This is a genomic window from Streptomyces sp. CMB-StM0423 (assembly GCF_002847285.1).
GTDB lineage: Bacteria > Actinomycetota > Actinomycetes > Streptomycetales > Streptomycetaceae > Streptomyces.
In genome coordinates this window covers 7,611,113-7,637,116 of sequence record NZ_CP025407.1, presented here as the reverse complement: position 1 = coordinate 7,637,116, position 26,004 = coordinate 7,611,113, and the positions used below count along the sequence as shown (strand labels likewise).

The 26,004-nt window shown below is 70.0% G+C and carries 13 protein-coding genes and 1 pseudogene; 7 read left to right on the top strand and 7 right to left on the bottom strand.

Annotation, left to right across the window (positions count from 1 at the left end):
• Positions 1 to 246 precede the first annotated feature (246 nt).
• The 3 genes from CXR04_RS33135 to CXR04_RS33125 are packed head-to-tail and all read left to right on the top strand — an operon-like array spanning position 247 to position 3,376.
• Entirely contained in the window at positions 247 to 1,548 is a 1,302-nt protein-coding gene (locus CXR04_RS33135) for an ABC transporter substrate-binding protein (RefSeq protein WP_101425888.1), read from the top strand.
• Positions 1,548 to 2,546 (top strand): carbohydrate ABC transporter permease, encoded by a 999-nt coding sequence (locus CXR04_RS33130; protein WP_101425887.1) that lies wholly within the window; start codon positions 1,548 to 1,550, stop codon positions 2,544 to 2,546. The genes CXR04_RS33135 and CXR04_RS33130 overlap by 1 nt, the downstream gene beginning before the upstream one ends.
• 2 nt (positions 2,547 to 2,548) lie before the next feature.
• Positions 2,549 to 3,376, top strand: a complete 828-nt coding sequence (locus tag CXR04_RS33125; RefSeq protein ID WP_101425886.1) for a carbohydrate ABC transporter permease — start codon at positions 2,549 to 2,551, stop codon at positions 3,374 to 3,376.
• Positions 3,377 to 3,440: 64 nt separating this feature from the next.
• Here CXR04_RS33125 and CXR04_RS33120 read toward each other — a convergent pair whose 3' ends face one another.
• The gene (locus CXR04_RS33120; protein ID WP_101425885.1) at positions 3,441 to 4,214 is read right to left on the bottom strand and encodes a FadR/GntR family transcriptional regulator; all 774 of its coding nucleotides are present in this window, start codon (positions 4,212 to 4,214) and stop codon (positions 3,441 to 3,443) included.
• Between the two features lie 373 nt (positions 4,215 to 4,587).
• On the opposite strand from CXR04_RS33120, the gene CXR04_RS33115 reads away from it, so the two are divergent.
• Complete coding sequence (locus tag CXR04_RS33115) at positions 4,588 to 5,757, top strand: Gfo/Idh/MocA family protein (protein WP_101425884.1); 1,170 nt, start codon at positions 4,588 to 4,590, stop codon at positions 5,755 to 5,757.
• 256 nt (positions 5,758 to 6,013) lie between these two features.
• On the top strand, positions 6,014 to 8,383 hold the full coding sequence (locus tag CXR04_RS33110; protein WP_101425883.1) for an Ig domain-containing protein: 2,370 nt from the start codon (positions 6,014 to 6,016) through the stop codon (positions 8,381 to 8,383).
• Between the two features lie 97 nt (positions 8,384 to 8,480).
• Here CXR04_RS33110 and CXR04_RS33105 read toward each other — a convergent pair whose 3' ends face one another.
• The 3 genes from CXR04_RS33105 to bla all read right to left on the bottom strand — a co-directional run bounded on the left by CXR04_RS33105 (position 8,481) and on the right by bla (position 14,336).
• Positions 8,481 to 11,870 (bottom strand): S8 family peptidase, encoded by a 3,390-nt coding sequence (locus CXR04_RS33105; RefSeq protein ID WP_101425882.1) that lies wholly within the window; start codon positions 11,868 to 11,870, stop codon positions 8,481 to 8,483.
• 224 nt (positions 11,871 to 12,094) lie between these two features.
• The gene (locus CXR04_RS33100) at positions 12,095 to 13,171 is read right to left on the bottom strand and encodes a helix-turn-helix domain-containing protein (RefSeq protein WP_101425881.1); all 1,077 of its coding nucleotides are present in this window, start codon (positions 13,169 to 13,171) and stop codon (positions 12,095 to 12,097) included.
• A 223-nt stretch (positions 13,172 to 13,394) separates the two neighbouring features.
• Positions 13,395 to 14,336, bottom strand: a complete 942-nt coding sequence (gene bla, locus CXR04_RS33095; protein WP_199850579.1) for a class A beta-lactamase — start codon at positions 14,334 to 14,336, stop codon at positions 13,395 to 13,397.
• Between the two features lie 83 nt (positions 14,337 to 14,419).
• Here bla and CXR04_RS33090 point away from each other — a divergent pair.
• Positions 14,420 to 14,560, top strand: a pseudogene (locus CXR04_RS33090) (helix-turn-helix domain-containing protein); the annotation flags it as partial.
• Here the strand turns inward: CXR04_RS33090 and CXR04_RS33085 are convergent.
• From CXR04_RS33085 to CXR04_RS33075, 3 genes are all read right to left on the bottom strand, one after another.
• Complete coding sequence (locus CXR04_RS33085) at positions 14,517 to 15,215, bottom strand: hypothetical protein (RefSeq protein ID WP_159072416.1); 699 nt, start codon at positions 15,213 to 15,215, stop codon at positions 14,517 to 14,519. The pseudogene CXR04_RS33090 and the gene CXR04_RS33085 sit on opposite strands and share 44 nt — an antisense overlap.
• 1,019 nt (positions 15,216 to 16,234) lie before the next feature.
• Positions 16,235 to 20,206, bottom strand: coding sequence for a glycoside hydrolase domain-containing protein (locus CXR04_RS33080; RefSeq protein WP_234380614.1), 3,972 nt, complete (start codon positions 20,204 to 20,206; stop codon positions 16,235 to 16,237).
• 72 nt (positions 20,207 to 20,278) lie between these two features.
• Positions 20,279 to 24,286 carry a glycoside hydrolase domain-containing protein gene (locus CXR04_RS33075; RefSeq protein ID WP_101425877.1) on the bottom strand — a complete coding sequence of 1,336 codons (4,008 nt, stop codon included), beginning with the start codon at positions 24,284 to 24,286 and terminating at the stop codon, positions 20,279 to 20,281.
• A 661-nt stretch (positions 24,287 to 24,947) separates the two neighbouring features.
• Here CXR04_RS33075 and CXR04_RS33070 point away from each other — a divergent pair.
• Positions 24,948 to 25,943 (top strand): LacI family DNA-binding transcriptional regulator, encoded by a 996-nt coding sequence (locus CXR04_RS33070; protein WP_101425876.1) that lies wholly within the window; start codon positions 24,948 to 24,950, stop codon positions 25,941 to 25,943.
• The last annotated feature ends 61 nt before the right edge of the window (positions 25,944 to 26,004 follow it).

Genomic DNA, 26,004 nt, shown 5'->3' with positions numbered 1-26,004 from the left:
CGACCATATGTATCACATCTATCCACCCATGCTGCGGAGATGGTTCTGCTCTATCTCTTGACCCGATCACGAGCGGAGATCCATACTCACAGCACTCGGCTGGCCGGATGTGCACCACGAGCGGCCACCCCTGGCGGCCGTAGCGCCCACAAGAGTAAGAGCAATGCGGCGTTGCCCCGCGGGCGAACCTGAGCACGCCGGCAGCGCACTCACCCATCACCGCCACCGACACCGACGGGCAGAGCAATGAGACTCACCACACGCAATCCGACGTTCCTGAGAGCCGGCGCCCTCGCAGGCGTCCTCGTACTGGCCGGTTGTACGGCAGGCGGCAGCGGCGACGACACGTCCGAGGACGGCAAGGTCGCCCTGACCTTCCTCACCTTCGAGACCCCGAACCTCGACGCGGAGTACTGGGACGCGGCGATCAAGCGCGCCTCGGCCAAGGTGCCCGGCGTGACCGTCAAGAAGCTCGTGTCCCCCAGCGCCGACCGCACCGGTTACGCGAAGCAGTTGGACAGCACCGGCCAGTTCCCGGACATGATGATCGGCCTGAACCCGGCCGGCTTCGCGGAGGCGGGCAAGCTGGCCGAGTGGTCCGAAGGCGAGCTGAAGAACTACGCGCAGCCGGACGCCAACACCTATGACGGCAAGGTCTACCAACTCCCGTATTCCACCCAGGCCACGCTCGTCTACTACAACAAGGAAGCCTTCGCCGACGCGGGCGTCGACGCACCGCCCCGCACGTACGACGAGCTGCTCGACACCGCCGCCGAGCTCAAGGCCGAGGGGATCAACCCGTTCGTGGTCGGCGGCGGCGGCAAGGACACATGGGCCGACATGTTCCCGCTGATCTGCACCGTGGCCACGGATCTCTACAAGGAGACGCCGGACTGGCTGTCCCAGCGCACCGAGGGGAAGGTCAAGTTCAGCGATCCGGCCTTCGTCTCCGCCGCCCGGAAGGTCGCCGACCTGGCCGACAAGGGCTACATCGACCGGGCCGGGCTGTCGCGCACGTACGCCGACACCGAGCAGGCGTTCCGCGACGGCAAGGGCGCCATGTATCCGATGGGCACATGGTTCTCGGCGTCCGCCGACACGAACAAGACGAGCTTCGAGACCGGGGTGTTCGCCTGGCCCACGGACGACGGCTCGCCCGCCCTGCCGGGCGTCACCGGCGGTGGCATGTCCGTCAGTTCGCAGGCGGCGGACGTGGAGCTGGCCAAGAAGTGGGCGCGGGCCTTCATGGAGGACGAGAAGAACCTCGACGCCGCCGTCAAGGCCGACGGTCTCATCATCGACATCAAGGGCTACTCGCCCCCGGCCGACATGGGCCCCGTCTACCAGGCGACGGTCGACAGCTACGAGAAGGCGCTCGGCGCCGACGGGGTTGTCAACTCCTTCTCCCAGGAGACCGGCGACGGCTCCCTGCCCCCGGGGTTGGCCGACAAGGCCGCGGCCGGGGTCCAGAAACTGCTCAGCGGCAGCATGACGGCCGAGGAGTTCGGGGAGTACATGGACTCGCAGTGGGACAAGGCCACGCGATAGTGGAGATCAGGACTCGACGTCGCATCCGCCCGCCGGCTGCCGCGCCCCGGGGAGGGGGTACGGCTGCCGGCGGGCAGCGGGCAGTACGGGCGAAGCGGCCGCCCGCCCCGTCCCGGCGGGCACGCTCGCGGGCCGGTCTGAGCCGCTTCGCCGTGTTCGCGGCCCCCGGGCTGCTGGTCTACGTGGCCCTCGTCCTCGTACCGATCGGCATCGCCGTCGGCTACGGCCTGACCAACAAGAACCCGTTCAACCCGCCCACCCAGTTCGTGGGGCTGGACAACTTCTCCGACCTGTCCTCCGACGACGAGTTCCACACGGCTCTGCAGAACACCGTCGTCATCACGGCCATCGTGACCATCGCCACCAACGCGGGCGGCCTGGCCATCGCCATGCTCCTGGACCGGCGCGGCTGGCTGTACAACGCGCTGCGCAGCGTGTTCTTCGTCCCGGTCGTTCTCAGCGCGGTCGTCGTCAGCGTCATCTGGCAGACCATCCTCGTCGACGACGGTCTGCTCAACTCCATGCTGCGGCAGGTGGGGGTGGACCACCCGCCGGGCTGGCTCTCCGATCCCGGCCTCGCGCTGTACACGGTCTCGTGGGTCATCGCCTGGCAGGGGTTGGGTTTCTGCGTGGTGATCTACCTCGCAGGGCTCCAGGGCATCCCGCAGGAACTGCACGAGGCGGCGGCCATCGACGGCTGCGGGCCGCTGATGCGCTTTCGCCACGTCACCTGGCCGATGCTGGCGCCCGCCGTCACGATCAACACGGTGATGTCGCTGATCGGCGGCTTCAAAGCGTACGACCAAGTCCAGGTCCTGACCAACGGCGGCCCGGGACCCGGCACGACGTCCACCCTCGCCTTCCATGTGATCCAGACGGCCTTCACCGGCAATCACATCGGCTACGCCTCAGCGATGGCGGCCGTGATGCTGGCCCTGGTCGCGGCGATCTCGGTGGTCGCGCTCAGGCTCCTGCAACAACGCGAGGTGTCCTCCTGATCATGAGAAGAACACGGACCCGGCTGCGGCCGTTCCTCGCGCTCCTGACGGGCGCCCTCTTCTTTCTGCCGATCTACCTCGTGCTGGTCAACGTCTTCAAGGACGGCTCGGCCATCGTGTCGAACCCGATGGGCCTGCCGCTGCCGCCGACCCTGGACAACATCGAGAGTGTGCTGACCCGTTCGGACCATCTCTTCTGGTACGGGCTGGTCAACAGCATCGAGGTCACGGCCGTCTCCATCCTGCTCATCACCGCGATATCCGCCATGCTCGGCCACTACCTCGCCCGCTCGACCAGCGTGCTGGGCAAGGTCGCGATGGTCGCGCTGCTGTGCGGCCTGATGGTGCCGCCGGCGGTGATCCTCACCCCGATCACCGACGTCCTCAGGTCGCTGGGCCTCATGAGCAGCGTGCCCGGGCTGGTCCTGGCCTACGTCGGCTACTACGTGCCCTTCGGCGTCCTCGTCTTCGCCGGGTTCGTGAAGACGATCCCGCGCGAACTCGAAGAGGCCGCAGAGCTCGACGGGGCGGGCCCGTTCCGCGTCTTCTGGCAGGTGGTCTTCCCGCTGATGAGGCCGGCGTCGGCGAGTGTGCTGATCTTCCTGGGCGTGTGGATCTGGAACGACTTCCTCAACCCGCTGATCATCCTGGGACCGGCCACGGGCACCACCGTGACCGTCGGCATCTACCGGGCGATCGGCGAACACCAGGCGGACTACGGCTCGGTCTTCGCCCTCATGCTGCTGTCCACGCTGCCGATCCTCATCTTCTACCTGGCCTTCCAGAAGCACTTCGTCAAGGGCCTGACCGGCGGAGCGACGAAGGGGTGAGGCAGCCACGAAGCTGCCCGGTGTCCGCGGACCGGTTCTCCGGTCCGCGGACACCGGGCAGGGGTCACGACGGGGTGTCCTCGCCGGGGGCGATACGGCGCCAGATCTCCTTCTGGAACTGCTGGGCCGTCATGTCGACATGCTCGGCCATCAGCGCCTCGGCGCGGCTCGAATCGCCCGATGCGATTGCCTCGGCGATGGCCTCGTGCTGGTCGGCTGCCACGCGCAGGGATCCGCCCGCGACCCCGGCCAGCCCTATGGTCATGACCTGGCGCTGCAGGCGGCGCATCGCCTCGATGGTGGAGACGTAGAACATGTTGGCCGCAGCAGCCGCGATGCCGCCGTGAAAGGCTTCGTCGGCGAGGGTGAACGCCTCGATGTCGTCCCCCGCCGCCGCGTCGGCGGACTCCCGTGCCGTCTCCCGTACGGCCTTGACCTGCGCGGGGGTGGCTCGCTGTGCGGCGAGGCCGGCGGTGGTGGTCTCCAGGTGGCGGCGGAACTCGAAGAGTTCGTCCACCTGCCGCAGGTCCGCGGGCAGGAAGTTCGTCAACGACTGCTGCCAGGAGGACTGTTCCGGCTCGGCTACGTAGATGCCGCGGCCCTTCTGGACGGACAGCCTGCCCAGGGCGGAGAGGATCTTCACCGCCTCCCGCACCACGGTCCGGCTCATCTCCACGTGGTCGGCCAGGTCCTTCTCCGTGGGCAGCCGGTCACCGGGCTGCAGCCCGGCCCGGATGACGTACTCCAGGATGCGTTCAGCCGCCAGCTCGTACCCGGGACGGTAACCGCCGGCGGTGCCTGCGGACGCCGGCGCGGAGCCCCTCTCTGACTGGGTCAACGCCCTTCCCTCGCTTCCCTCGTGTGCAGCCGCCCGGAGCAGTCGCTCACCGCGACACCGGCACATAGTTCTGATGTATCGTGCTGCCCATGGTCAGTGAATCACATGTAAATCAGTGACTCCAGGAGCCGGCAGTGCCGGCCCCTCCCTCATCGTAGCCGCGGCGCTCCGCCTTGCTCCCGCTCGGCCCTTCGCCTCAGGTCAGTAAGCGCCGCTGTACGGGTACGCCCCCGGCGCACCACCGCACCGCGAGTGCTCCCCCGGAGGGCCCGTGCCGCGCTCCGTGACCGGCCCGGCATGTATCCGGTCTATCCTCCCGCCGCCGCGACACAGCCGGCGAGCGCACTCACGAGACCCACGAAGGGCAACCACGTTGAACGACATCAGGATCGGCGTCATCGGCCTGGGCATCCGCAGCAGTCTGGCCGGCCTCGTCCACCGGCCGGGCTCGGGCTCCGTGGTGGCCGCCGCTTGCGACCGCGACCCGCGGATTCTCGCGCTCGCCGGCGAGCGCTTCGGCGCCGGGGTGCGGACCACCCGGGACCACCGCGAACTGCTGGACGCGGGCCTCGACGGCGTGCTCGTGCTGACCCCGGACCACACTCACGAACGGATCGGCCTGGACTTCCTCTCCCGCGGCGTCCCGGTGTTCCTGGACAAACCCATGGCGATCACCATCGAGGGGTGCGACCGGCTGCTCGCCGCCGCCCGCGAGCACCGGACCAAGCTGTACGTCGGTCACAACATGCGGCACCTGCCGGCCGTGGCGGCGATGCGGGAGATGGTCCGGAACGGGACGATCGGCGAGGTGAAGGCCGTCTGGTGCCGCCACTTCGTCGGCCACGGCGGGGACTTCTACTTCAAGGACTGGCACGCGGACCGGCGCAACACCACCGGGCTGCTGCTACAGAAGGGTGCCCACGACATCGACGTCATCCACTGGCTCGCCGACGGCTACACGCGGCGGGTGAACGCCATGGGCGGGCTGACGGTCTACGGCGGCCTCGACTCGCGCCGGGAGCGCGACGGACAGCGGATGACCGACTGGCTGTCGGAGGAGAACTGGCCGCCTCTCAGCCTGACCGGCCTCAACCCGGTGGTGGACGTGGAGGACCTCAGCATGATGCTCATGCGGTTGGACAACGGCGTCTTCGCAAGCTACCAACAGTGCCACTACACCCCGGACTACTGGCGCAACTACACGGTCATCGGCACCGAGGGGCGCATGGAGAACTTCGGCGACTCCGACGGAGCCGAGATCCGGGTGTGGAACCGCCGCTCGGACTACCGGGCCGAGGCCGACGTGCTGGTTCCCGTCGAGGCCGCGGCCGGCTCCCACGGCGGCGCCGACCCGCTGCTGGTCGCGGAGTTCCTTCAGTTCGTACGGGAGGGCAGGGCCACGGTCACCTCACCGGTGGCGGCCCGCGAAGCGGTCGCCGCCGGCTTCGCGGCCACCGTATCGCTGCGGGACGGCGGCAGGCCCGTCGACGTCGCCCCCGTCGCGCCGGAGGTGGCGGCCTACTTCGCCCGGGGGCAGCGGTGATCCCGCCCACCCAGAATAGATCCTAACTAAGTATTGACTGGCCCCCGAAGCCCCTGCACGCTAGATCGCACTTATGCAGCACGGTTGGCCGGTCAGGGCTCGACATGATGGGTTGAGGGCTGCCAAGATTCCCGAATCTCACCTCTCTGCCCCTTTCGCCCTCCGTATAAGGATCAGAACTATGAGCGGCACCGGCCAGTGGCGGATGCCCGCCAACCGTGCGCTTCGCCGAGGTTCGCTCCACTGAGGAGGAAACATGGACAGACGTCGCTTCCTGGTTGCCGGTGGCCTGACATCGATCACGGCGATGGGGGTCACCATCGCCCCCGCGCGCGCGGAGCAGGCGGCCGAGGCAGGGGCGTCCCGGCCGCTGGCGGTCACCGCAGGCTTCCTCGCGGTCGGTCTGAGCGACTCCGGTCGTGTCGACAGCCTGGTGGACCTGCGCAACGGCACCGACTACCTGGCGGGCGGATCCCCGGTACCGCTGGTCAGTGTGGTGGCGGACGGCAGCCATGAGGTTCCCCGCAGCGTACGGGTCGCCTCGGACCACCCGCAGATCCTGGAGTTCACCGGAGAGAAGGTGACCATCCGCGTGAAGGTCGCCGGTTTCCCGACCCACGCCACCCTGGAGGTCGTCGGGCTGACGGCCGCTCCGGGCGTGGATGTGCAGACGCTGCTGTGGGGCCCGCTGCCGACCGTGATCGGCGAGACGATCGGTGAGACCGCGGGCGTCGTCGCGAACGGGGAAGTCGTCCTGGGGCTGCGTCCGCTCAACGACAAGACGGTGGGCGGGTGGCCCAACGAGCATCTGGCCTACGGGTACAGCGACGATCTCATCTGGAACCCGTACGGCCTGCAGACCGGCGAGAAGGACGAGTGGCTGGCGAGCAACGCGGCGGCCAAGACCCGCTGGGGCAGCGTCCTGCGCGCCGCTACCTACGACTACAGCCGGCCGCGTGTCCGGCAGCGCACCACCGGGTACGAGATCCCGCTCGGCCCGCTGCCGGCGCCGGAGGGCCGGATCGTCGGGTCGAAGATCGCCCTCTTCGGCAGCGCCCCGGACCTCGCCCTGACCGTACTCAGCCACATCGCCAGGGGACACGACCTGGCCTATCCCACCATCGACGGCCAGTGGCAGAAGGCCGCGCAACGGACCTCGCAATCCCACTTCTGGGTCCATGACCTCAACACCGGCAACGTGACCGCCGCCAGCCGGTTCGCCAGGCAGGCCGGCGTCAGGAGCATCTACGCGATCTCCGGAAACGGCCCGTGGAAGTCGCACGGGCACTACGAGTTCAACGGCTCGTTCGGGGGATCGGACGCGGCGGCGGCCCAGTTGGTGGCCACGGCGGCCCGTGAGGGTATCGAGGTCGGCGTGCACACCCTCTCCAACTTCATCGACACCGGCGACCCCTACGTCACCCCGCCGGCCGATGCACGGCTGGCCGTGGGCGGGAGCTTCAAACTGACCCGTCCGCTCGGCCAGTCCGACACCACGCTGTACGGGGACGGCGACCGCCCGCTGGCACCAGGTGTGGACGGCAAGAGGCTGCGGATCGGGGACGAGTTCCTCACCTACGACGCCGTCTCGCCGGTCGGCGCCGCGGAGTGGGAGGTCAGCGGCCTGAAGCGGGCGCAGTGGGGATCGGCCGCGCAGTCCTACCCGGCGGGCACCGACGCCGCCCGGCTCATCCAGAACGGCTACGGCGGCGCGATCGGCGGGCTGCCGATCATCGACGAGATCGCGACCCGGCTGGCCACCGCGTACAACGGCACCGGCGTCCTCGCCACGTCCTACGACGGGCTGGAGGCGGCGGGCTACACCGGCTGGGGCGGCTACGGCTTCGCCCGACTGGTCAACGGCGTCTACCGGCAACTCGACTCCAAGGACTTCCTCACCGAGTGCAGCAACCTGTCGTCCAACACCTGGGACGCCCAGTCGCGGGCCAGTTGGGGTGAGATCGGCGTCACGGATTACGCGCAGATCCTGCGGAGCAACACGTTCTACCGTGCCAACTACATGCCCGGCATGATGGGCCAGCAAGGGCTCTCCGGGAACGACAGCCTGCAGAAGATCGAAGTCACCATGGCGCGCGCCGCGTCGCTCAACGCCGGCATCAACTTCGAGACCAGCGTGGGCAGCCTCGCCTCCGGCTCCCACACCACCGAGCTGCTCGAAGCCATCAGGATCTGGGACGCCGCGCGCATCTGCGGTGCCTTCACCCCCGCGCAGAAGACGGAGCTGGGCGACCCGGCCAAGTACTGGCATCTGACCGAGGTCACGCCGAACGAGGAGTGGTCGCTGCAGGAGAGGGACTCCGCCGGTGCGCCGATCGGCGAGCCGCAGCCGGTGAACGCGTCGACGCCCGGCTTCACCACCCCGGAACCGCCGAATGCCCGAATCGGCCGGCTGTACGCGTTCAAGGTGGCCTCGCGTACCCCGCAGACCCTCCGCTACGAGGTCACCTCCGGCAGCCTGCCGCGTGGGCTCACCCTCAACGAGGACACCGGCGGCATCACCGGCGTTCCGGAAAGCACGGGCACCAGCAAGTTCACCGTCACCGCCCGCAACGGCGGCAGCGTCGCAGACGCCCGGATCACGTACCGGGTGCGGACCACCGGGTGACGTAGGTCCGCGGCCTGGCGTGCGGGTGGTGCTCGCACGGATCGAAGGAGCCGGGCGGGTCGCCCCCTGGGGGGACCCGCCCGGCTCCGGGGTGTGGCTATCGCACGTCGTAGGCGCGCCTGATGGTCTGGGTGACCGCGTTGCCGTTGGTGTCGGTGAACGTGGCCTTCAGCGTGACCTCCTCCGCCGAGGCGTCGGTGTGGTCAAGGACGGCTGTCCACCGGCCGTCCCGTTGCTCGGCGGGGGCTTCGGTCCAGGTGGTGCCGTCGTCGTAGGAATAGGACAGCGTGGCCTCCTCGATCGCGCCCGGGGTGTATCCCGCGTGGCCCTCGACCGACAGGCCGACCCTGATGCCGCCCTCCGCGGGCAGGGTGTTCATGCCGTCCACCGGTATGTCGTACGCCGGGAAGAGGATCGGCAGGCCGCGCGAGTACACGTCCGGCTCGCGGTGGGAGCGGAAGCTCCAGGTGGTGGTGACGGCTGTGGAGCGCAGCCAGGCGCGGTCCGAGGACGGGATCTTCTCCAGGTTCTGGGTGAGTTCGTACGCGGAGTCCTCGTCCGGCACCCTGAACACGTCGTACGGCCAGGCGCTGGTGGCGATCTGCTCGCCGTTGCGCTTCAGCACCAGGTTGCCCAGGTCGCCGAACGAGCCGCCCGGGGACCAGTGGTCGCCGGAACCGTCGAGCCAGAGCGCGGTCTGGAAGCCGATCAGGTCGCCCTGCCGCTCGGCGGCCAGCATCACTTCGCCGTCCGCGTCGCGGGCCGCGGCCGGCCGCAGCGGGCCGCCGTACCACTCCTCGGCCCTGCGCTGTCCGGCCCGGTACGTACGCTCCTGGTCGCCCATGAACGCGGCGAACGGGAAGCTGGTCATCGCGCCGTGGTACCAGGCGTCGTCGCCGGGCGTGTAGTAGGCCGTGCGGGTGCCGGGGACGGTGACCCGGCCGAACGGGCTCACGGATACGTAGTTGCCGTCGCTGCCGGAGGGGCGCAGGAACATCGCGTCGATGTAGTCGCCCTCCTTGCCCATCGCCTTCCAGGTCTCGGCGACCTGCGCCAGGTCGGAGTCCCGGGGCCGGTAGACCTGGTCGGAGTGCAGCGGGCCGCCGGTCGGGAAGGTGAGGTTGTAGACGTACGACTCGTCGCCCTGCGTGCCCGCCGCGCGCCACGTGGGCCGGAACTCGAAGGTGCCGTCCTGTGCCTTGCCGTCGACGTCCGCGTAGAACTCCTCGACCGTGCCGTCGGCCAGCAGCGACCCGGTGATCTGCCAGGTGTCGTCCCAGGTGCGGGCGTAGCCGAACGAGGTGTTGCTCACCGTCGAGGGCCGGGGGGTGCGCAGGCTCAGCCGGTGGCCCTCGCGGGCGTCGAGGACGACGGTGGTGTCCCGGGTGATCCGTAGCTGCGGCTGCGCGAGGAAACTCATCGACTCGGTTTCGCCGTTCGCGCCGCGCGTGTCCACGAAGCTGCTCAGGGAGTAGTCGCCGGGGCGTACGCGGTACGTCTGGTCGGGCGCGCCCGAGTTGGTCCGGCGCTCGCCCTTGTTGATGTCGAGGCTGACCAGGTCCAGGGAGGAGGCGCCCGCCGCGGGCTTGCCGTTGCGGTCGACGGCCTTGACCCGGAGGGTGACCGTCTCCGGCTCGACGTAGAGCGTGACGGGCACGGAGACCCGCACGTCCTCGCCGGTGGCCGTGATCCGGCCGGTGACGCCACCGTACTGGGCGTCCGTCAGCCCGGCGGTGGGATCGATCTCCAACGGCACCTCGACGGTGGCCCCCGCGGGGACGCGCACCTTGCCGTCCTTCAGCTTGGCGATGCCGGAGCGGACGTCGCTGCCGTCGTTGCCGTGCACGCCGCTGAGCTTCAGGTTCAGGGTGAGCGCGCGGTCGCCCGTGTTGGTGAAGGGCACCTGCACGGTGCTGCGGTCCGAGTCGTCCTGCGGCCAGTTGTAGCTGCCGGCCTGGACGGCGGGTGCGGACAGCACCTTCTGCTCCACCGCGCCGGCCACGTCGAGCACCCCGCCGCCGGTCTGGTCGGCGCCGGCGACCTTGCCGCCGGTACGGGCCGAGGCGACCAGGGCGGCCTTGATCTGCTGTGCGGTCCAGTCCGGGTGGGCCTGGCGGACGATGGCCGCGGCGCCCGCGACGTGCGGGGTGGCCATGGAGGTGCCGGACATCGTCCGGTACGCGTAGACGCCGCGGCCACCCGCACTTGCGGCGGAGATGTCGACGCCGGGCGCGGCGATCTCGGGCTTGAGGGTGTGGGTGACGGCCACGGGACCGCGGCTGGAGAACCACGCCGTGGTGTCGTCGCGGTCGACGGCGCCGACGGTCAGCACGCCGGGTACGCAGCCGGGCGAGGAGACCGTCTCGTTGTTCGAGCCGGTGTTGCCGGCGGCAACGACGAATAGGGTGCCGGTGTTCTGCGAGAGCCGCTTCGTGGCCTCGGCCACCGGGTCGGTGCAGTCGCCGATCGTGGGGTTGCCCAGGCTCATGGACACGACGTCGGCCTGCTCGCCGACGGCCCACTCCATGCCCGCGATGATCCAGGAGTCCAGGCCGTAGCCCCGGTCGTTGAGGACCTTGCCGATGGCCAGGGACGCGCCGGGGGCCACGCCCTTCTTGCTGCCGTCGCCGGCCGCTCCGGAGCCGCCCACCGTGGACGCGGTGTGGGTGCCGTGGCCCACCCGGTCGTCGGTGGACGCGGAGTCCGTGAAGTTCTCGGACGCGACGATCCGGTCCGACAGGTCCGGATGCCCGGCGTCCACGCCCGTGTCCAGCACGGCCACCTTGGTGCCCGTGCCGTCGTAGCCGGCCTCCCACGCCCGGGGCGCGTTCACCTGCGCGGTGGACCGGTCCAGGGTGGCTTCGACCTTGCCGTCCAGCCATAGCTTGGCCACCGTGGCACCGGAACGTGAGCGGGGGTTGCCGAGGTCCTCCCAGAAGGCGGCGGCACTGTCCTTGCGTGCCGTGAGCGCCACTCCGTTCACCGATGGGAGGCTCAAGCTCCGCTTGGCCCCGCGGGGTGCTGCGGGTGTGCTGTCGGCGACGTTCACGCCGTCCCGGTAGGTGGCGATGAGGGGCAGGGTGGCGGTGCTCTTGTCGTCATATCCGTCGCGGATGAGCCCGGTGACGTTGAACAGCCGCTCGTCGACCCGGCCCTCGGCGATGGCCTGCGAAGCGCTCTCCGGGTAGACGTAGAGGTCCTTGCCCGCCTGGTAGGTCTGGGCCATCGGCTGCGTACCGTCCTCGCGGGGCAGCACCGCCGCCGACTTGCGGCCCGAGGGGTCCGTGGTCACCAGCACCTTGTCGCCGGTGACGAGCGTGACCGTCGTCTGACCGCCGTCCTTTGCCGCGGTTGCGCTGCCGGCAATGGGCCTCTCCCCCGAGGTCCCCTCGGGCCGCGTATCGGCCGCTCCTGATGGCGTGACCGCGGTGACGCCCAGGACGGCGGCCGTGGCCACGCCCAAGGCTATGCGGGTTGTGGGGCGCATGAATCTCCCAACTCGACGCACTGAACATGCCATGTCGGGGCTGCAGCCTGGCAGATGAGCGGAATGCGTGGGGGTTCCGCGCGTGGCGGGTCTCCCCCGTGACGGGTCCCCGTCACCGTGGCCATCTCATGTGCTGCGTCGGCGCGTTGGGGCTTCGGCCGGGCAGGTGCACGGGCCGTCCGTCCGGCACCGCCGTCAAGCCGGCGGCGGAACTCGTACGGCGATCAGCCACCCGTCGGAGGCGGACTCGCCGCGCCCTCCGAGTGACGCAGGCACAGCCAGCCGGCGCGGGCGGCGTGCCACCCGAGCTGCAGTCGTGAATCCGCTCCGGCCAGATCCATCAGACGGCGTGTTCGCCGTTCCACCGTGCGGATGGACAGGCCGAGTTGCGAGGCCACCCGCCGGTCGGAGAATCCCGCCAGCAGCAGGGCGAGGACTTCGAGTTCCCCTCCGGTCGGTTGCTCCTCCGCGGCCGGCTTCGCGTGCACACCCGAGGGGGTGTGGAGCACCGGCCGGGCCCGGTCCCATTCCCCCTCGAAGAGATGGACGAGCGCCGTCAGCAGGCCGCTGCGGTGAATCACGATGGCGCTCGGTTCCGCATCGGAATCCGCCATGTCCAGGGGGACCATGGCGCGTTGCCGGTCCGAGACGACCATTTTCAGCGGCAGCGAATCGGCCAGACGCAGTTCGAGGCCGGACTTGACGGCTCCCCGCACATCCCTGACCACGCCGGGACCGTCCAGATAGTCCCTGGCTGCGACGACCCGGAAGTCGACACCGCGATCCAGCGCGGAACTCTCCGCCAGATCGGCGTCCTCACGCGGCACCGCGACGGGCGCGCCGACAAGGAATACGAGCAACTCCCGCTGGGCGCCGAACTGCAGTTGATGGAACCGGTGCGCCACCTGCTCCACACCGGCGACCACCTCCACGACGCCGCCCGCGGAGTTCACGGCCGTATTCCGGTACTGCTCGATGAGCATCGAGAAGGCGCTCTCGGCCTGATGCAGCGCATTGCGCTGCTCGACCAGGAACGGGGCCAGGGCCACGGAGGGCGGAGCGAGCCGATAGCGTACCGACAGGGCCACGTCCGACCGCCCGGCCGGGCGGGATTCATCGCCGTCTGGCCAGTCGGCGACCGATACCAGACCCCGCTTCTCCAGGTCCGCCAGAACACGTGCGACCTCGGCCGCCGCAATTCCGGTCTGCCGGGCGAGATCGTGCGGACAGGCCATCGGCTGAGCCATCAGCGCCATATAGACGGCCTCCGCGGCCGGCCCCAGTCCCAGCGCCCGCAGCATCCGCTCCTCCTCGGGGCAGATTCGTACACCCGAACTCTATCCCGCCGTCGAGGCGTTGCCAGTAGCGGCGGGCGAAAGGTGGCGCTCGCGGGTGACAGAGCGCTTCCCGGCAGACCGCCTCCGGCCAGGCTCTCGCGCTGCACGTTCTACACCCAGGTCACCCGGGCGAGTATCACCAGCAGGAAAAGCCCGCAGCAGACGGCGACGTGGCGGATCGTCCGGTTCACGGCGTCGCCATCGCGTCCGAGACCACGGCGGCGGCCTTGGCGATCAGCTTGTCGTCGGGCTCGGCGTCCCGGTCGGTGGCGTTGGAGAGCACCGCCATGACCAGCGGCGCGGCGTCCGGACGCCAGACGACGGCGATGTCGTTGCGGCCGCCGAAGGTGGCTGCGGTGCCGGTCTTGTCGCCGACCTCCCAGTCCTTCGGCACGCCGGCGCGGATCGTCTCGTCCCCGGTGGTGTTCTTGCGGAGCCACCCGGCCAGCCGCGCCCGCTCCGGCATGCCGAGTACGTCCCCCAGCACGAAGGCGCGCAGGTTCCCGGCGAGCGCTCGCGGGGTGCTGGTGTCCCGTGCCGAATCCGGCTCCCAGTCGCTGAGCGCGGGCTCGATCCGCTCCATCCGGGAGGTGTCGTCACCGGTGTTCTCCCGCAGGAACGACTGCAGCGCCTTCGGTCCGCCGAGCTCCTCGAAGAGGAGGTTGGCGGCGGCGTTGTCGCTGTAGCGCACGGCGGCGTCGCACAGCTCGCCCAGCGTCATCCCGTCGTCCACGTGCTTCTCGGTGATCGGCGAGTTCGCGACGAGGTCGCTCCTGTCGTACGTGATCTCCTTCTTCAGGCCGGACAGCTTCCGCTGCCGCAGCACCGCCCCCGCCTGGAACGCCTTGACGGTGGACGCGAACGCGAACCGCTCCCCGTCGCGGTACGCCACTTCCCGGCCGGTCCGCGTGTCCACGGCGTACACCCCGAGGCGGGCGTCGTGGGCGCGCTCCAGCTCTTTGAACTCCCGCGTCGCGCGCTGCTGCGCGGCCGCCGCGGTGGGGGCGGACGGTGCGGCCCGGTGGTCCGGGGCGGTCGTCGTACGGCTGCCGTCGGAGCACGCCGCCGACGTCATCGCCACGAGGGTCGCCGCCGTGAGGCCCAGCAATCGGTTCGTGAGTCGCTGCATACCGAGTCATCCTCGCCACCAGCGCTCATACCGTCCAATACGTTCCTGTGCTGTTTAATGCGCTTTCCGCATACGATCCGGTCATGGACCTTGTCGGAGCCTGCCGCGCCTTCGTCAGCGTCGGCACGCGGGAGAGCTTCACGGTCGGCGCGGCGGCCGCCGGCCTGTCCCAGCCCGTGGTCAGCCGCCGCATCGCCGCCCTCGAAAACCACCTGCGGCAGCGGTAACGCGATCGCTACGGCAGGGGACCGAGGTCGCCGTCGACGATGGTTTCCGGGATCGGGGGCGGTCCCAGAGGGCGAGGATCTCGTTCGCCAGGGCGACGGTCGCGCGCGGATCCCAGTCGGCGCAGACCTCGATGGCGGCGGCCGACAGGCTGCGCGGGACGGCACCGGCGAGGGGCGCGCGGCGCGGCCTGCGATGCAGGTTCAGGTGCAGGCTGGTGAGGGCGGGGAAGAGGGTGGCGAAGTCGGTCAGGCTCGGCGTGTCCGCCACTCCCTTGAGCCGCAGGGACGTGATCGAGGGCAGCGCCACCTCCGGGAGGGCGACGCGGTCGGTGAAGTCGAGGCTCAGCGTGGTCAGGAGCGGTACGGCCTGGAGCCCGGCGAGGTCCAGGCCGATCGGCACGCTGTCGAGCACGAGTTCCCGGACGCCGCTGTGGGCGAGTGGTCGCAGGGACAGCGTGGAGGTCGGATTGCGTACGTGCAGACGCCGCAGCCCGGTCAGACCGCCGAAGGCGGGCAGCTCCGACGTGCGGTGGTCGGCCGTGCCCAGCGCGAGGGACCCAACGGATTCCCGGTGGAGTACGGCGGAGAGCTCGTGGATCAGCGACGCCTGGGGAGCGACAGGTTGGGTGCCTCGGGGAGCCGGCGCAGGCACGCCATCTGTTCCGCGTTCGTCACCGGGATCTCGATCTCGTCCGTGCGGCACTCGGCCAGGATCGATTCGGCGGACTCGACCGTGCCGAACCGCGGCCACGCGTTGACGGCCTCCTGCCGGACGCCGGGTTGAGGCGCGTCCTTGTACGCCCGAGGACTCGACGGCCGCCTTCGCGCCGAGGTAGTCCTGAAAGGTCCGGTGGATGAAGTCGGCGGTGCTCGGCGTGGGTTCCCGTAACAGCCCGCTGCGCAGCAGGTCGACATCAGGTGAAGAGGCAGGGAGGCACGCTGTCGCCGCGGCACCGAAACCCCGCGCCGGCACTCGGGGGTTCAGTGCCCGTAGCTCCACTCGCACAGTTCCACGACCGCCGGGTCGACCTGACCGCGTGCCGATCGGCACTGTGCCGCCATGTCGACGCTCGGCGGAGCCGAGTCCTTCGGGAGGCCGTGCGCCGTACGGGGGCGCGGCAGCGAGGTCCGGGAGCCCGCCGTCGACTTCGGCTTCGGATGCGGGCGGGGAACCGCGGCGCGTGGTGCTTGGGCAGGCCCTGCCTCGGCGGCAGGTGCCGGTCGGGGCGGGGCTGCCTGCCGCGTCGGCGGTGGCTTCTGTTCGCCCTCGGGGGCCTTCGGTGTCCCGGAGCCGTCCTGTCTCGACGCGGACTTCCTCGTCGGCGTGGTCGCGTCCGGGGCGGGCTCGTCGTCCGGGGTGTGCGCCGCGTGGGCGGGCTGTGCCCGCTCTCGCTGCGCGTCCGGATCCGGCGAGCCCGACACCGACATACAGCCTGAGGTGAGAACCGCCATCGCGGCGGCGCTCCCGATCACGTTCCAGCGCATCCGCCTACCCTGGCGGACTCCGTGCCTCCGCTCGCGCGCCACGCCGAGGGGAGGTTGCCCGGCTCGGCGTGATTGCCTCCGGCGGGTGTCAGCCGTCGAACAGCACGTGCGAACAGCCGCCTTCTCCGCGCGAGGACCGGAGCCCGGGGCGGTGGCGGCCCCGGGCTCCGGTCGGCGTCCCGTCCTCTACGGGCGTTCCCGGATGGCGATGGCGTCGTAGACCAGCCAGGAACCGGTGGCGTTGGTGAGCGTCAGGGTGTTCCGGCCGGTACGCAGCCGGGCGGCCGGGAGCGTGACATCGAGGGTGCTCGGGCGGATCGCCCCGTCCTTTCCGTCGCCCCAGTGGTAGCCCTGCCCGCCGCCCTTGGGAACGGTGACGTTCGTGGCCGGACCATCGTTGAGGGAGAGCTGCAGGGTCGGCGGTCCGGATTCGTGGGTGTCGATGAGCCAGGCGGTGAGTGCCAGATCGGCGGCGGGGGCCTCGTCGAGGTCGAAGCGCAGGGTGAAGGTGTGCGGCTTGGCGCCCGCCCAGCCGTCGCTGGGGCCGGGGTGGATGTAGCTCCACGCGGTGGCGGGGTCGCTGCTGCCGATCGTGAAGTCGACGTCGTCGGGGAACGTCTTGGGGTAGTCGCCGAAGCGGGCCGGGGACAGCGCGAACTCCCCCGTCGCCAGGTCGATGGTGCCGACCAGGGCCACCTTGCGGCTCACCGTCGCGGACAGTTCGCGGTCGACGCCGCCTTCCTCCCATGCGGCGGTGAGCGTCAGGGACTGCTCCCCGGCTGCGTCCGCCGGCGGGGTGACGGTGAACGTGGTCGTGGCCTTGTCGCCGGCCGCGACGTCGAGCGATCGTTTCGCGGGCTCGACGGTCCAGCCGTCCGGCGCCTTCAGGCCGACGTCGACGGCGTGTGCCCGGTCGACGTCATTGCTGTTCACCTGCACCCGGACGGTCGACGGGGTGTCCTGCAGCAGGATCAGCCGGTCCGGGACGGCCTCGATCGCGAGTACGGGTGCGATGTGGACGTACGTGATGGCGTCGGGTAGTTCGGTGCCGTCGGCGGCCTTTCCGGTGATCACGACGCGATGCAGGCCCGGCGCCGCGTCGGGGCCCACGCGGAGGGTGAGGTCGCCCTCGGCCGTGTCGCCGGCGGGCGCCGTGAGGCTTCCGCTCGCGGGCTGGAGGGTGATGCCGCTCGGGGCCTGGGCGCGCCAGGCGGCTTTGACCGGCCGGTTCGTGAGGTTGCGTGCGGCCAGCGTGAGGGTGCCGCTTTCGCCCGCGTCGAGGCGTACGGTGTCGCGCGTGGCGTACAGCACCGCGGGCGCCTCGGGCGACTTCGACGGCGGCAGTTCCGCTACGCCCCACTTCTTGTTGGGCTCCGGACCCATCCACAACTCCAGCGTGCCGCCCTCGGCGAGCCGGTCGTGGTGGAACCACGCATTGTCCTGCCGCTGCCCGTTCAGGACCGCCCGCTGGATGTACATGTGCTCGGCGGAATTGTCGTGGGTGACGATCCGGAACCGTCCGCCCGCGTAGTAGTCCGGGTGCAGTTGAATCGTGACCGCGTCGAACACCGGCGAGGTGATGTCGTACACCGGCCGGGACAGACTCGCCCCCGTCACCTCGAACAGCCCCATCGCCATCAGCGCACTCATCGAGCCCATCTGGCCCTGGTCCTCGTCGAAGTGGCCGTAGCCGTCGGTGGTCGTGATCGCGCCGTAGGTCTTCTCCTTCACCTGCCGTACCCAGTACTGGGTCAGCCAGGGATGTCCCACGTAGTTGAAGAGGTGCGCCACCTGCAGCCCGGGCTGGTTGCCGTAGCTGACGTGGCCTTTGCCGTACTCGGCGATGAAGTTCGCGTCGGCGGACTGCTCGAAGGCGTAGTTGAGCTTGTCGGCGTACGCCTTCCGGCCGCCGAGCCTGTTGGCCAGAGCGATCACGTCGTGAGAGGTGAACCAGGTCGCCTGCCACGAATTCGCCTCGACGAAGTCCTCGTGCGACAGCGGGTCGAACGGATCCTGCCAGCGGCCGTTCATGGCGCGCGGCCGGATGAATCCGGTGGAGCGGTCGAAGAGGTTGCGCCAGCTCCCCGACCTTTCGATGAGGAAGGCGCCCATGTCGGTGTCGTCCCACACCTCGAACTCGCCCAGCCCCACGTTCTCGCCGGTGCCGCCGGTCGCCTCGAACCTCACCCAGCTCACCTGCTTGGGCCGGAACTCGATCACCTTGTTCCGGCCGTCACCGGGAACGCCGTTCACCTTGACCGACGACCCGTCGCTGAACGAGAGCACACCGGAGTTCACCCGTGAGTCACCCATGGTGCGGTCGCTGAGGACCACCTTGTGCACGCGCTTCTTCTCCGCCCAGCTCAGCTTGATCCACGGCTTCTGCTCTCTGGACGCCCACTCCACGTTCACCGGCTCGGTCACGCTGGACCGCGGCGGGCGGCCGTCCACCGCCCGCACGCCCGCCTGCGTCGATTCGTTCACCTCCGACGACACCGACACCTCGGCGAACTGCGCGACGTTCAGGCCGGACTTCCCCAGCCGCCGTGCCAACTGACCCAGAGTCCAGTCCTGGAACGCGTACTCCAGCGTCTGCCCCGCACCACCCTCCAGCGGTCCGCCGCAGATCTCGTTCGGTACGTACCCGAGGTCGAAGTAGTAGCGGGCGCCGCCGCAGCTCCCCCAGCGCCCGTACTCGAACGAGCCGGCCTCGAAGAGGCCGCCGAGCGAGTGGGCGTCGAGCATGGCCTCGTACGCGAGGTCGATGTCGAAGTCCCGGATCCCCTTGTTCCACGCGCCGCTGATGAACGAGGTGACGGGCGATCCCGTCATCACCCACGAGTAGTCGCCGGCCACCGGGCCTCGCGGCAGCAGCCCACCGTCCTGGTACATCCGGAGCTGCGACTTCACGATGCTGGAGTAGATCTCCGGATAGGCCAGCCCCAGCACGGTGTTGAGGTTCCACTGCGTCAGCCACAGCGCGTCGTAGTTGTACATCGCGTACTGCGGCAGACCGCGGGCGTCCGACGGGATCTTCTGGACCTTGCGGTGCTGCCAGGTGTTGTCGAGGTACGTGCCGTCGGCGTCGCTGATCACGCTGCGGCCGCACAGCACATGGAACAGGTCGGTGTAGAACTTCACCTGCTGCTGGTCGCTGCCTCCTTCGGCGTCGATACGGCCCAGCAGCCGGTTCCAGTGCTCCTGCGACGCCGCCTTCACCGCATCGAAGTCCCACCCCGGCAGTTCGGCCTCCAGGTTCTTCCGCGCCCCGGCCACCCCCGTGAAGGACAGCGCGACCTTCACCTGCACCCGCTCCCCGGCGTCGAGACGGCCGTAACGGACATAGAAGCCCGCGCCACCGCCCTCGACCTCGTCGACCGCGGCGCCGCCGTCGGCAAGCTCGCCGTCCGCCCAGCCGTGCATGGAATCGAAGGCCCGGTCGAACCGGATGCTGAAGAAGAGCTGGTTGTTGTGGTCGGGATAACTGGTGCCGCGCTGGAATACGTAGCCTTCCACCTCGCGGTCGCTGCGCCTGGTGATGCGGGCGTTTTTCATGATCGCCTCGCCCAGCGTCCCGCCGAGGTTGACGACGATCTCGCTCCCGCCGGCCTCGTCGTACGTGTACCGGTGCAGACCGACCCGATCGGTGCAGGTCAGCTCGGCCGTGATGCCGTACCGGTCCAAGTGGAGCCTGTGGTAGCCGGGTTCGGCCAGCTCACCGACATCGTGATTCACGTACGACTGCCAGCCTGTGTCACCCTCCAGCTTCGGCACCCCCTCTCCGGTCGTGGGCATCACCTGCACCCCGGAGATCTGCCAGCAGTGCAGGTGGCTGAAGCCCTTGACCTGGTTCTCCTTGCGCATGTAGCCCGTCCCCCACGTCGCGTGGGTGCTGGTGTCCGGGCGCAGCTTGACCAGGCCGAAGGGGTTGCTGGCCGACTGGAAGAAGAAGAACCGGCCCCGGTCCGCCTCCACCCAGGGGTTCACGAGCTTCACGTAGTCCCGGCCCGCCTCCCCCGCGGCTTCCCCTGCCCCCGGCGTCGCCGCCCAGGCGCTCCCCGGGCCGTACGCGCCCACCACACCGGCGCCGAGCACGCCGCCGGTGGACAGGAGGAGGCGGCGGCGAGACATTCCACCGATGGCTTTCCGTGCAGGCATGGGCAATCCCCTGTCGATTCGTTTGGACACGGTTGACGAGCTCGATGCGCGGTCGTGCACGGTGGACCGCGGCTACGACGTCTCGCGGATGGCGAGGGCGTCGTAGACGATCCAGGAGCCGGCTGAGTTGGTGAGCGTGACGGTGTTCCGGCCGGCGCGGAGCCGGGCGGCGGGGAGGGTGACGTCGAGGGTGGCGGGGCGGATGGCTCCGCCGGTGCCGTCGCCCCAGTGGAAGCCGTCACCGCCGCCGCCCGGCAGATTGACGGTGGTGGCCGGTCCGTCGTTGAGGGTGACCCGTATGGACGGTCCGGACTGCTGGGTGTCGACGAGCCAGGCGGTGAGGGCCAGGTCGGTGGCGGGCGGCTCGTCCAGGTCGAAGCGGAGGGTGAAGGTGTGGGGCTTGGCGCCGGCCCAGGCGTCGCTGGGGCCGGGGTGGATGTAGCTCCAGGCGGTGGCGGGGTCGCTGCTGCCGAGGGTGAAGTCGACGTCGTCGGGGAAGGCGGCGGGGTAGTCGCCGTAGCGGTTCGGTGACAGCGCGAACTCCCGCGTGGCCAGGTCGGCGTCGCCGAGACGGGCGACGGCCCGGTGGACGGTGGCGGAGGGCTGGTGCTCGGCGCTGCCCCATCCGCCCTCGGCGAGCAGCGTCAGGGTCTGCGGTCCGGCGACGCCCTGGGGCGGGGTGACGGTGAAGGTGGTGGTGGCGCTCGCGCCCGCGGCGACCTGCACGGTGCGGGTCTCCGGCTCGACGCGCCAGCCCTCGGGGGTCCGCAGGGAGACATCGGCCCCGAGGTCCTGGTCATCGTTGCCGGTCAGCCGTACCTGGAAGGTGACGGGGGCGGATTCCAGCAAGTGCAGCTCCGCCGGCTCGGTCTCGATCGAGAGCGCGGGTGCGACGTGGATGTACGTGATGGCGTCGGGTAGTCCGGTGCCGTCGGCGGCCTTTCCGGTGATCACGACGCGATGCAGTCCCGGCGCGGTGCCGTCGGCGACTCGCAAAGTGAGGTCGTGTTCGCCGGTGCCGTCGGCGGGTGCGCTGAGGGTTCCGCTCGCGGGCTGGAGGGCGATGCCGGCGGGGGTCTGGGCGCGCCAGGTGGCTTTGGCCTGCCGCCGGGTGAGGTTGCGGGCGGCCAGCGTGACGATGCCGCTCTCCCCCGCGTCGACCCGTACGGTGTCGCGCGTCGTGTAGAGCACCGCGGGCGCTTCCGGCGACTTCGACGGCGGCAGTTCCGCTACGCCCCAGTCCTTGTTGGGCTCCGGCCCCATCCACAACTCCAGCGTGCCGCCCTCGGTGAGCCGGTCGTGGTGGAACCAGGCGTTGTCCTGCCGCTGCCCGTTGAGAGCAGCGCGCTGGATGTACACGTGCTCGGCGGAATTGTCGTGGGTGACGATCCGGAACCGTCCGCCCGCGTAGTAGTCCGGGTGCAACTGAATGGTCACCGCGTCGAACACCGGTGAGGTGATGTCGTACACCGGCCGGGACAGACTCGCCCCCGTCACCTCGAACAACCCCATGGCCATCAGCGCACTGATCGACCCCATCTGGCCCTGATCCTCGTCGTGCCCCCCGTATCCCTTCGTCGTGGTCGTGCCGCCGTACGTGATCTCCTTGACCTTGCGCACCCAGTACTGGCTCAGCCAGGGATGCCCCACGTAGTTGAAGAGGTGCGCCATCTGCAGGCCGGGCTGGTTGCCGTAGTTGACGTACGCGTCCTCGTCGCCGTTCTGCCCCGCCCCCGTGAACTCTGCCTCCTCGGACCGCTCGAAGGCGCCGTTGAGCTTGTCGGCGTAGGCGGTCCTGCCGCCCAGCCTGTTGGCCAGCCCGAGGACGTCGTACGAGGCGTACCAGGTGGCCTGCCAGGAGCTGGCCTCGACGAAGTCGTCAGGGGACAGCGGGTCGAAGGGGTCCTTCCAGCGGCCGTTCGCGTCCCTGGGCCGGATGAATCCGGTGGACCGGTCGAAGAGGTTGCGCCAGCTCCCGGATCTTTCGATCAGGAAGGCGCCGGCATCGGTGTCGTCCCACACCTCGAACTCGTCGAGCCCCACGTTCTCGCCGGTGCCGCCGGTGGCCTCGAACCTCACCCAGTCCGTCCGCCTGGGCCGGAACTCCACCACTTTCTTCCGGCCCCCGGCAGGAATGCCGTTCACCTTGACCGACGACCCGTCGCTGAACGACAGCACGCCGGAGTTCACCTGCGAGTCACCTTCGGTGCGGTCGCTGAGCACCACCCTGTGGACGCGCTTCTCCTCCGTCCAGTCCAGCCTGATCCACGGCTTCCGCTGCGTCGACGCCCACCCGGCGTGCCCCGGCCCGGTCACACTGGACCGCGGCGGCCTCCCGTCGACCGCCCGGACGCCCGCCAGCGTCGAGTCGTTCACCTCTGACGACACCGACACCTCGGCGAACTGCGCCACATTGAGACCCGACTTGCCCAGGCGCCGCGCCAACTGACCCAGCGTCCAGTCCTGGTACGCGTACTCGACGGTTTCCCCTGCGCCGCGGCTGCGCCATCCGGCGTGCAGGTCGTGGGGTACGTACCCGATGTCGAGGTAGGCGCGGCCGCCGCCGTGGTTCTCGCCCCAGGTGGCGTATTCGTACGGGGCCTTGTCGAAGAGCCCGCCGAGGGAGTGGGCGTCGAGCATGGCCTCGTACGCGAGGTCGATGTCGAAGTCCCGGATCCCCTTGTTCCACGCGCCGCTGATGAACGAGGTGGCCGGGGAGCTGGTCATGACGAACGAGTAGTTGCCCGCCACCGGGCCTCGGGGCAGCAGCCCCCCGTCCTGGTACATCTGGAGCTGCGACTTCACGATGCTGGAGTAGATCTCCGGATAAGCCAGCCCCAGCACGGTGTTGAGGTTCCACTGCGTCAGCCACAAGGCGTCGTAGTTGTACATCGCGAACCGCGGCCGGCCCGACCCGTCGAGCGGCAGCCGGCCGATCCGCCCGCGGCTCCAGGTGTCGTCGAGGTATGTGCCGTCGGCGTCGCTGATCACGCTGCGGCCGCACAGCACATGGAACAGGTCGGTATAGAACTTCACCTGCTGCCGCTCGGTGCCTCCTTCGGCGTCGATACGGCCCAGCAGCCGGTTCCAGTGCTCCTGCGACGCCGCCTTCACCGCATCGAAGTCCCACCCCGGCAGTTCGGCCTCCAGGTTCTTCCGCGCCCCGGCCACCCCCGTGAACGACAGCGCGACCTTCACCTGCACCCGCTCCCCGGCGTCGAGACGGCCGTAACGGACATAGAAGCCCGCGCCACCGCCCTCGACCTCGTCGACCGCGGCGCCGCCGTCGGCAAGCTCGCCATTCGCCCAGCCGTGCATGGAATCGAAGGCCCGGTCGAACCGGATGCTGAAGTAGAGCTTCGTGTGCTTGTTGTCGCTCTGGCCGTAGTAGTAGCCGTTGGTGATCGCGCCGACCTGCGCCACGTATCCCTCGATGACCCGGTCGCTCACCCTGGTGACGTGGGCGTCCTGCATCTCGGCCTCGCCGAGCACGCCGCCGAGGTTGACGAGGATCTCGCCCGGGCCCGGTTCTTCGTACGTGTAGCGGTGCAGACCGACCCGATCGGTGCAGGTCAGCTCGGCCGTGATGCCGTACCGGTCCAAGTGCAGCCTGTGATAGCCGGGTTCCGCCACCTCGCCGGCATCGTGATTCACGTACGACTGCCAGCCGGTGTCACCCTCCAGCTTCGGCACCCCCTCCCCCGACGTGGGCATCACCTGCACCCCGGCGATCTGCCAGCAGTGCAGGTGGCTGAAGCCCTTCACGTGGGACTCGCTCCTGCGGTAGCCGGTGCCCCAGACCGAGTGGGTGCTGGTGTCCGGGCGCAGCTTGACCAGGCCGAAGGGGTTGCTCGCCGACTGGAAGAAGAAGAACCGGCCGACGTCGGCCTCCACCCACGGGTCGACGAGGCGTACGTAGTCGCGGGCGGGCCCGGCCGCGGGCGCATCCCCCGGCACCGCCGCGGCGGCGGTGCCTCCGCGGGCGCCTGCGCCCAGGGTGCTCACGGCGAGCAGCCCGCTGGTGGAGGCCAGGAAGCGGCGGCGGGACGGGGCCGGAGTGGACGGATCGGGCTGCGACATGTCTCTGCCTTGTCTTTGAGGCGGCGCACGGAACCGTCCGGTGCCGTGCGCCTGTGTTGTCGATGCCGGGTTGGTGCCGGTGCGCCGCCACCCCTGGCAGTCCGGCCGGCCGGCTCGCGACCCGGCACGGCGCATCACTGGAGAGCGGACTGCAAACACGTTCTGTGGGGCCGAGGGGCCCGGTGCGCCGGTCCTTCAAGTGACGGAACTTCTGGGTGAGTTATCGTTACCATGCGGCAGTGCGGTTGGAACGTAAGGGCCGGATGCGGCCACGTCAAGGGGGTGCGTTCCCCCGGGTTGGGTCGCACCCTCCTGAGCTGGTACGCAAGAAGATCGATGCACCGCGCCCGACGAACCCCCCGTCATCGCGCGGGCTTTACGCTGCACCGGCATCGCGCTCACCGCGAAGATAGCGTTACCATCGCCCTGCCGAACTCAGATCGATACGCTTCCCCACACGTTCCGTGCCCCCGGCGTCGCTCTCCGGCCTCAGGCCATGGCCTTCGGTGCTAGCGTGGTGCTGCTCGGCAGGTCGACGGCAGGGATCGCGGAATCTCCTCGTCCGCCGTCGTGCAGCGGGCCCGGCGCGGGGGCGCCTCGACGTGACACAGCGGGGGAGAAGACGGTGACCGAGGATTCCCCATCGCGCCGCCCTCCGACGATGCGGGACGTCGCCGAGCACGCCTCGGTGAGTCCCATGACCGTATCCCGCGTGCTGCACGACGACCCCGGGGTGAGCAAGGCGACCCGGGAGCGCGTGCTCGCCGCCGTCGACTCCCTCGGCTACCGGCGCAACGAGGTCGCCCGCAACCTCCGGCTGGGGCGGACCAGCGGGCTGATCGGCCTCGTGGTCACGAACCTCGCGAACCCCTTCTACTCCCAGTTCGCCCTGGGCGTGGAGTCGGGCGTCAGCCGGCACGGCCTGAAGGTCGTCCTCACCAACACCGACGAGGACGTCGAACGCGAACGGCGGCTCGTGGAAGAACTCACCGCCCGCCGCGTCGACGGCATGATCGTCGTGCCGGCCGGCAACGACCACTCCCACCTCGCCGCGCAGCCGGGCTCGGTGCCCATCGTCCTGGGGGCCCGCCCCCCGTCCGGCGTGCCGCTGGACTGCGTCCTGGTGGACGACTTCGGCGGCGCGCGCGAGGCGACGGCCGGTCTCCTGGCGGCCGGCCACACCCGGCTCGGCTTCCTCGGCCTGCCCCCGTCCGTCTGGACCAGCTCCGAGCGGTTCCGCGGCTTCTGCGTCGCGCTGGAGGAGGCGGGCGTCGCGCTGGACGAGCGGTACGTGCGGCTGCGGCAGCGCACCATCCCGGCCGCCGAGGCCGCCGCCCGGGAACTGCTCGAACTCCCCCGGCCACCGACGGCGCTCTTCTGCGCCAACAGCCGCAACACCCTCGGCGCCTTCCGCGCCGCGAGCCGGCTCGGGCGCCCCGTCAGCCTGGCGGGTTTCGACGACTTCGAGCTGGCCGACGTACTCGGCGTGCCGCTGATCGTGGCGTACGACCCGCGCGAACTCGGCCGGCGGGCGGCGGAACTGCTGCTGCGCCGCATGAACGAGCCGGATGCCGATCCGGACGATGCCGCGCCGCTGCGTATCGTCGTCCCCACGAAGGTCGTGCGCTACGGCGACCCCGGTTCCGGCCATCACTGACGGGCCTCGGATCCCCCCCCACGATTTCCGGCGATGGCGGGACATACGGCCCCGTGACCCG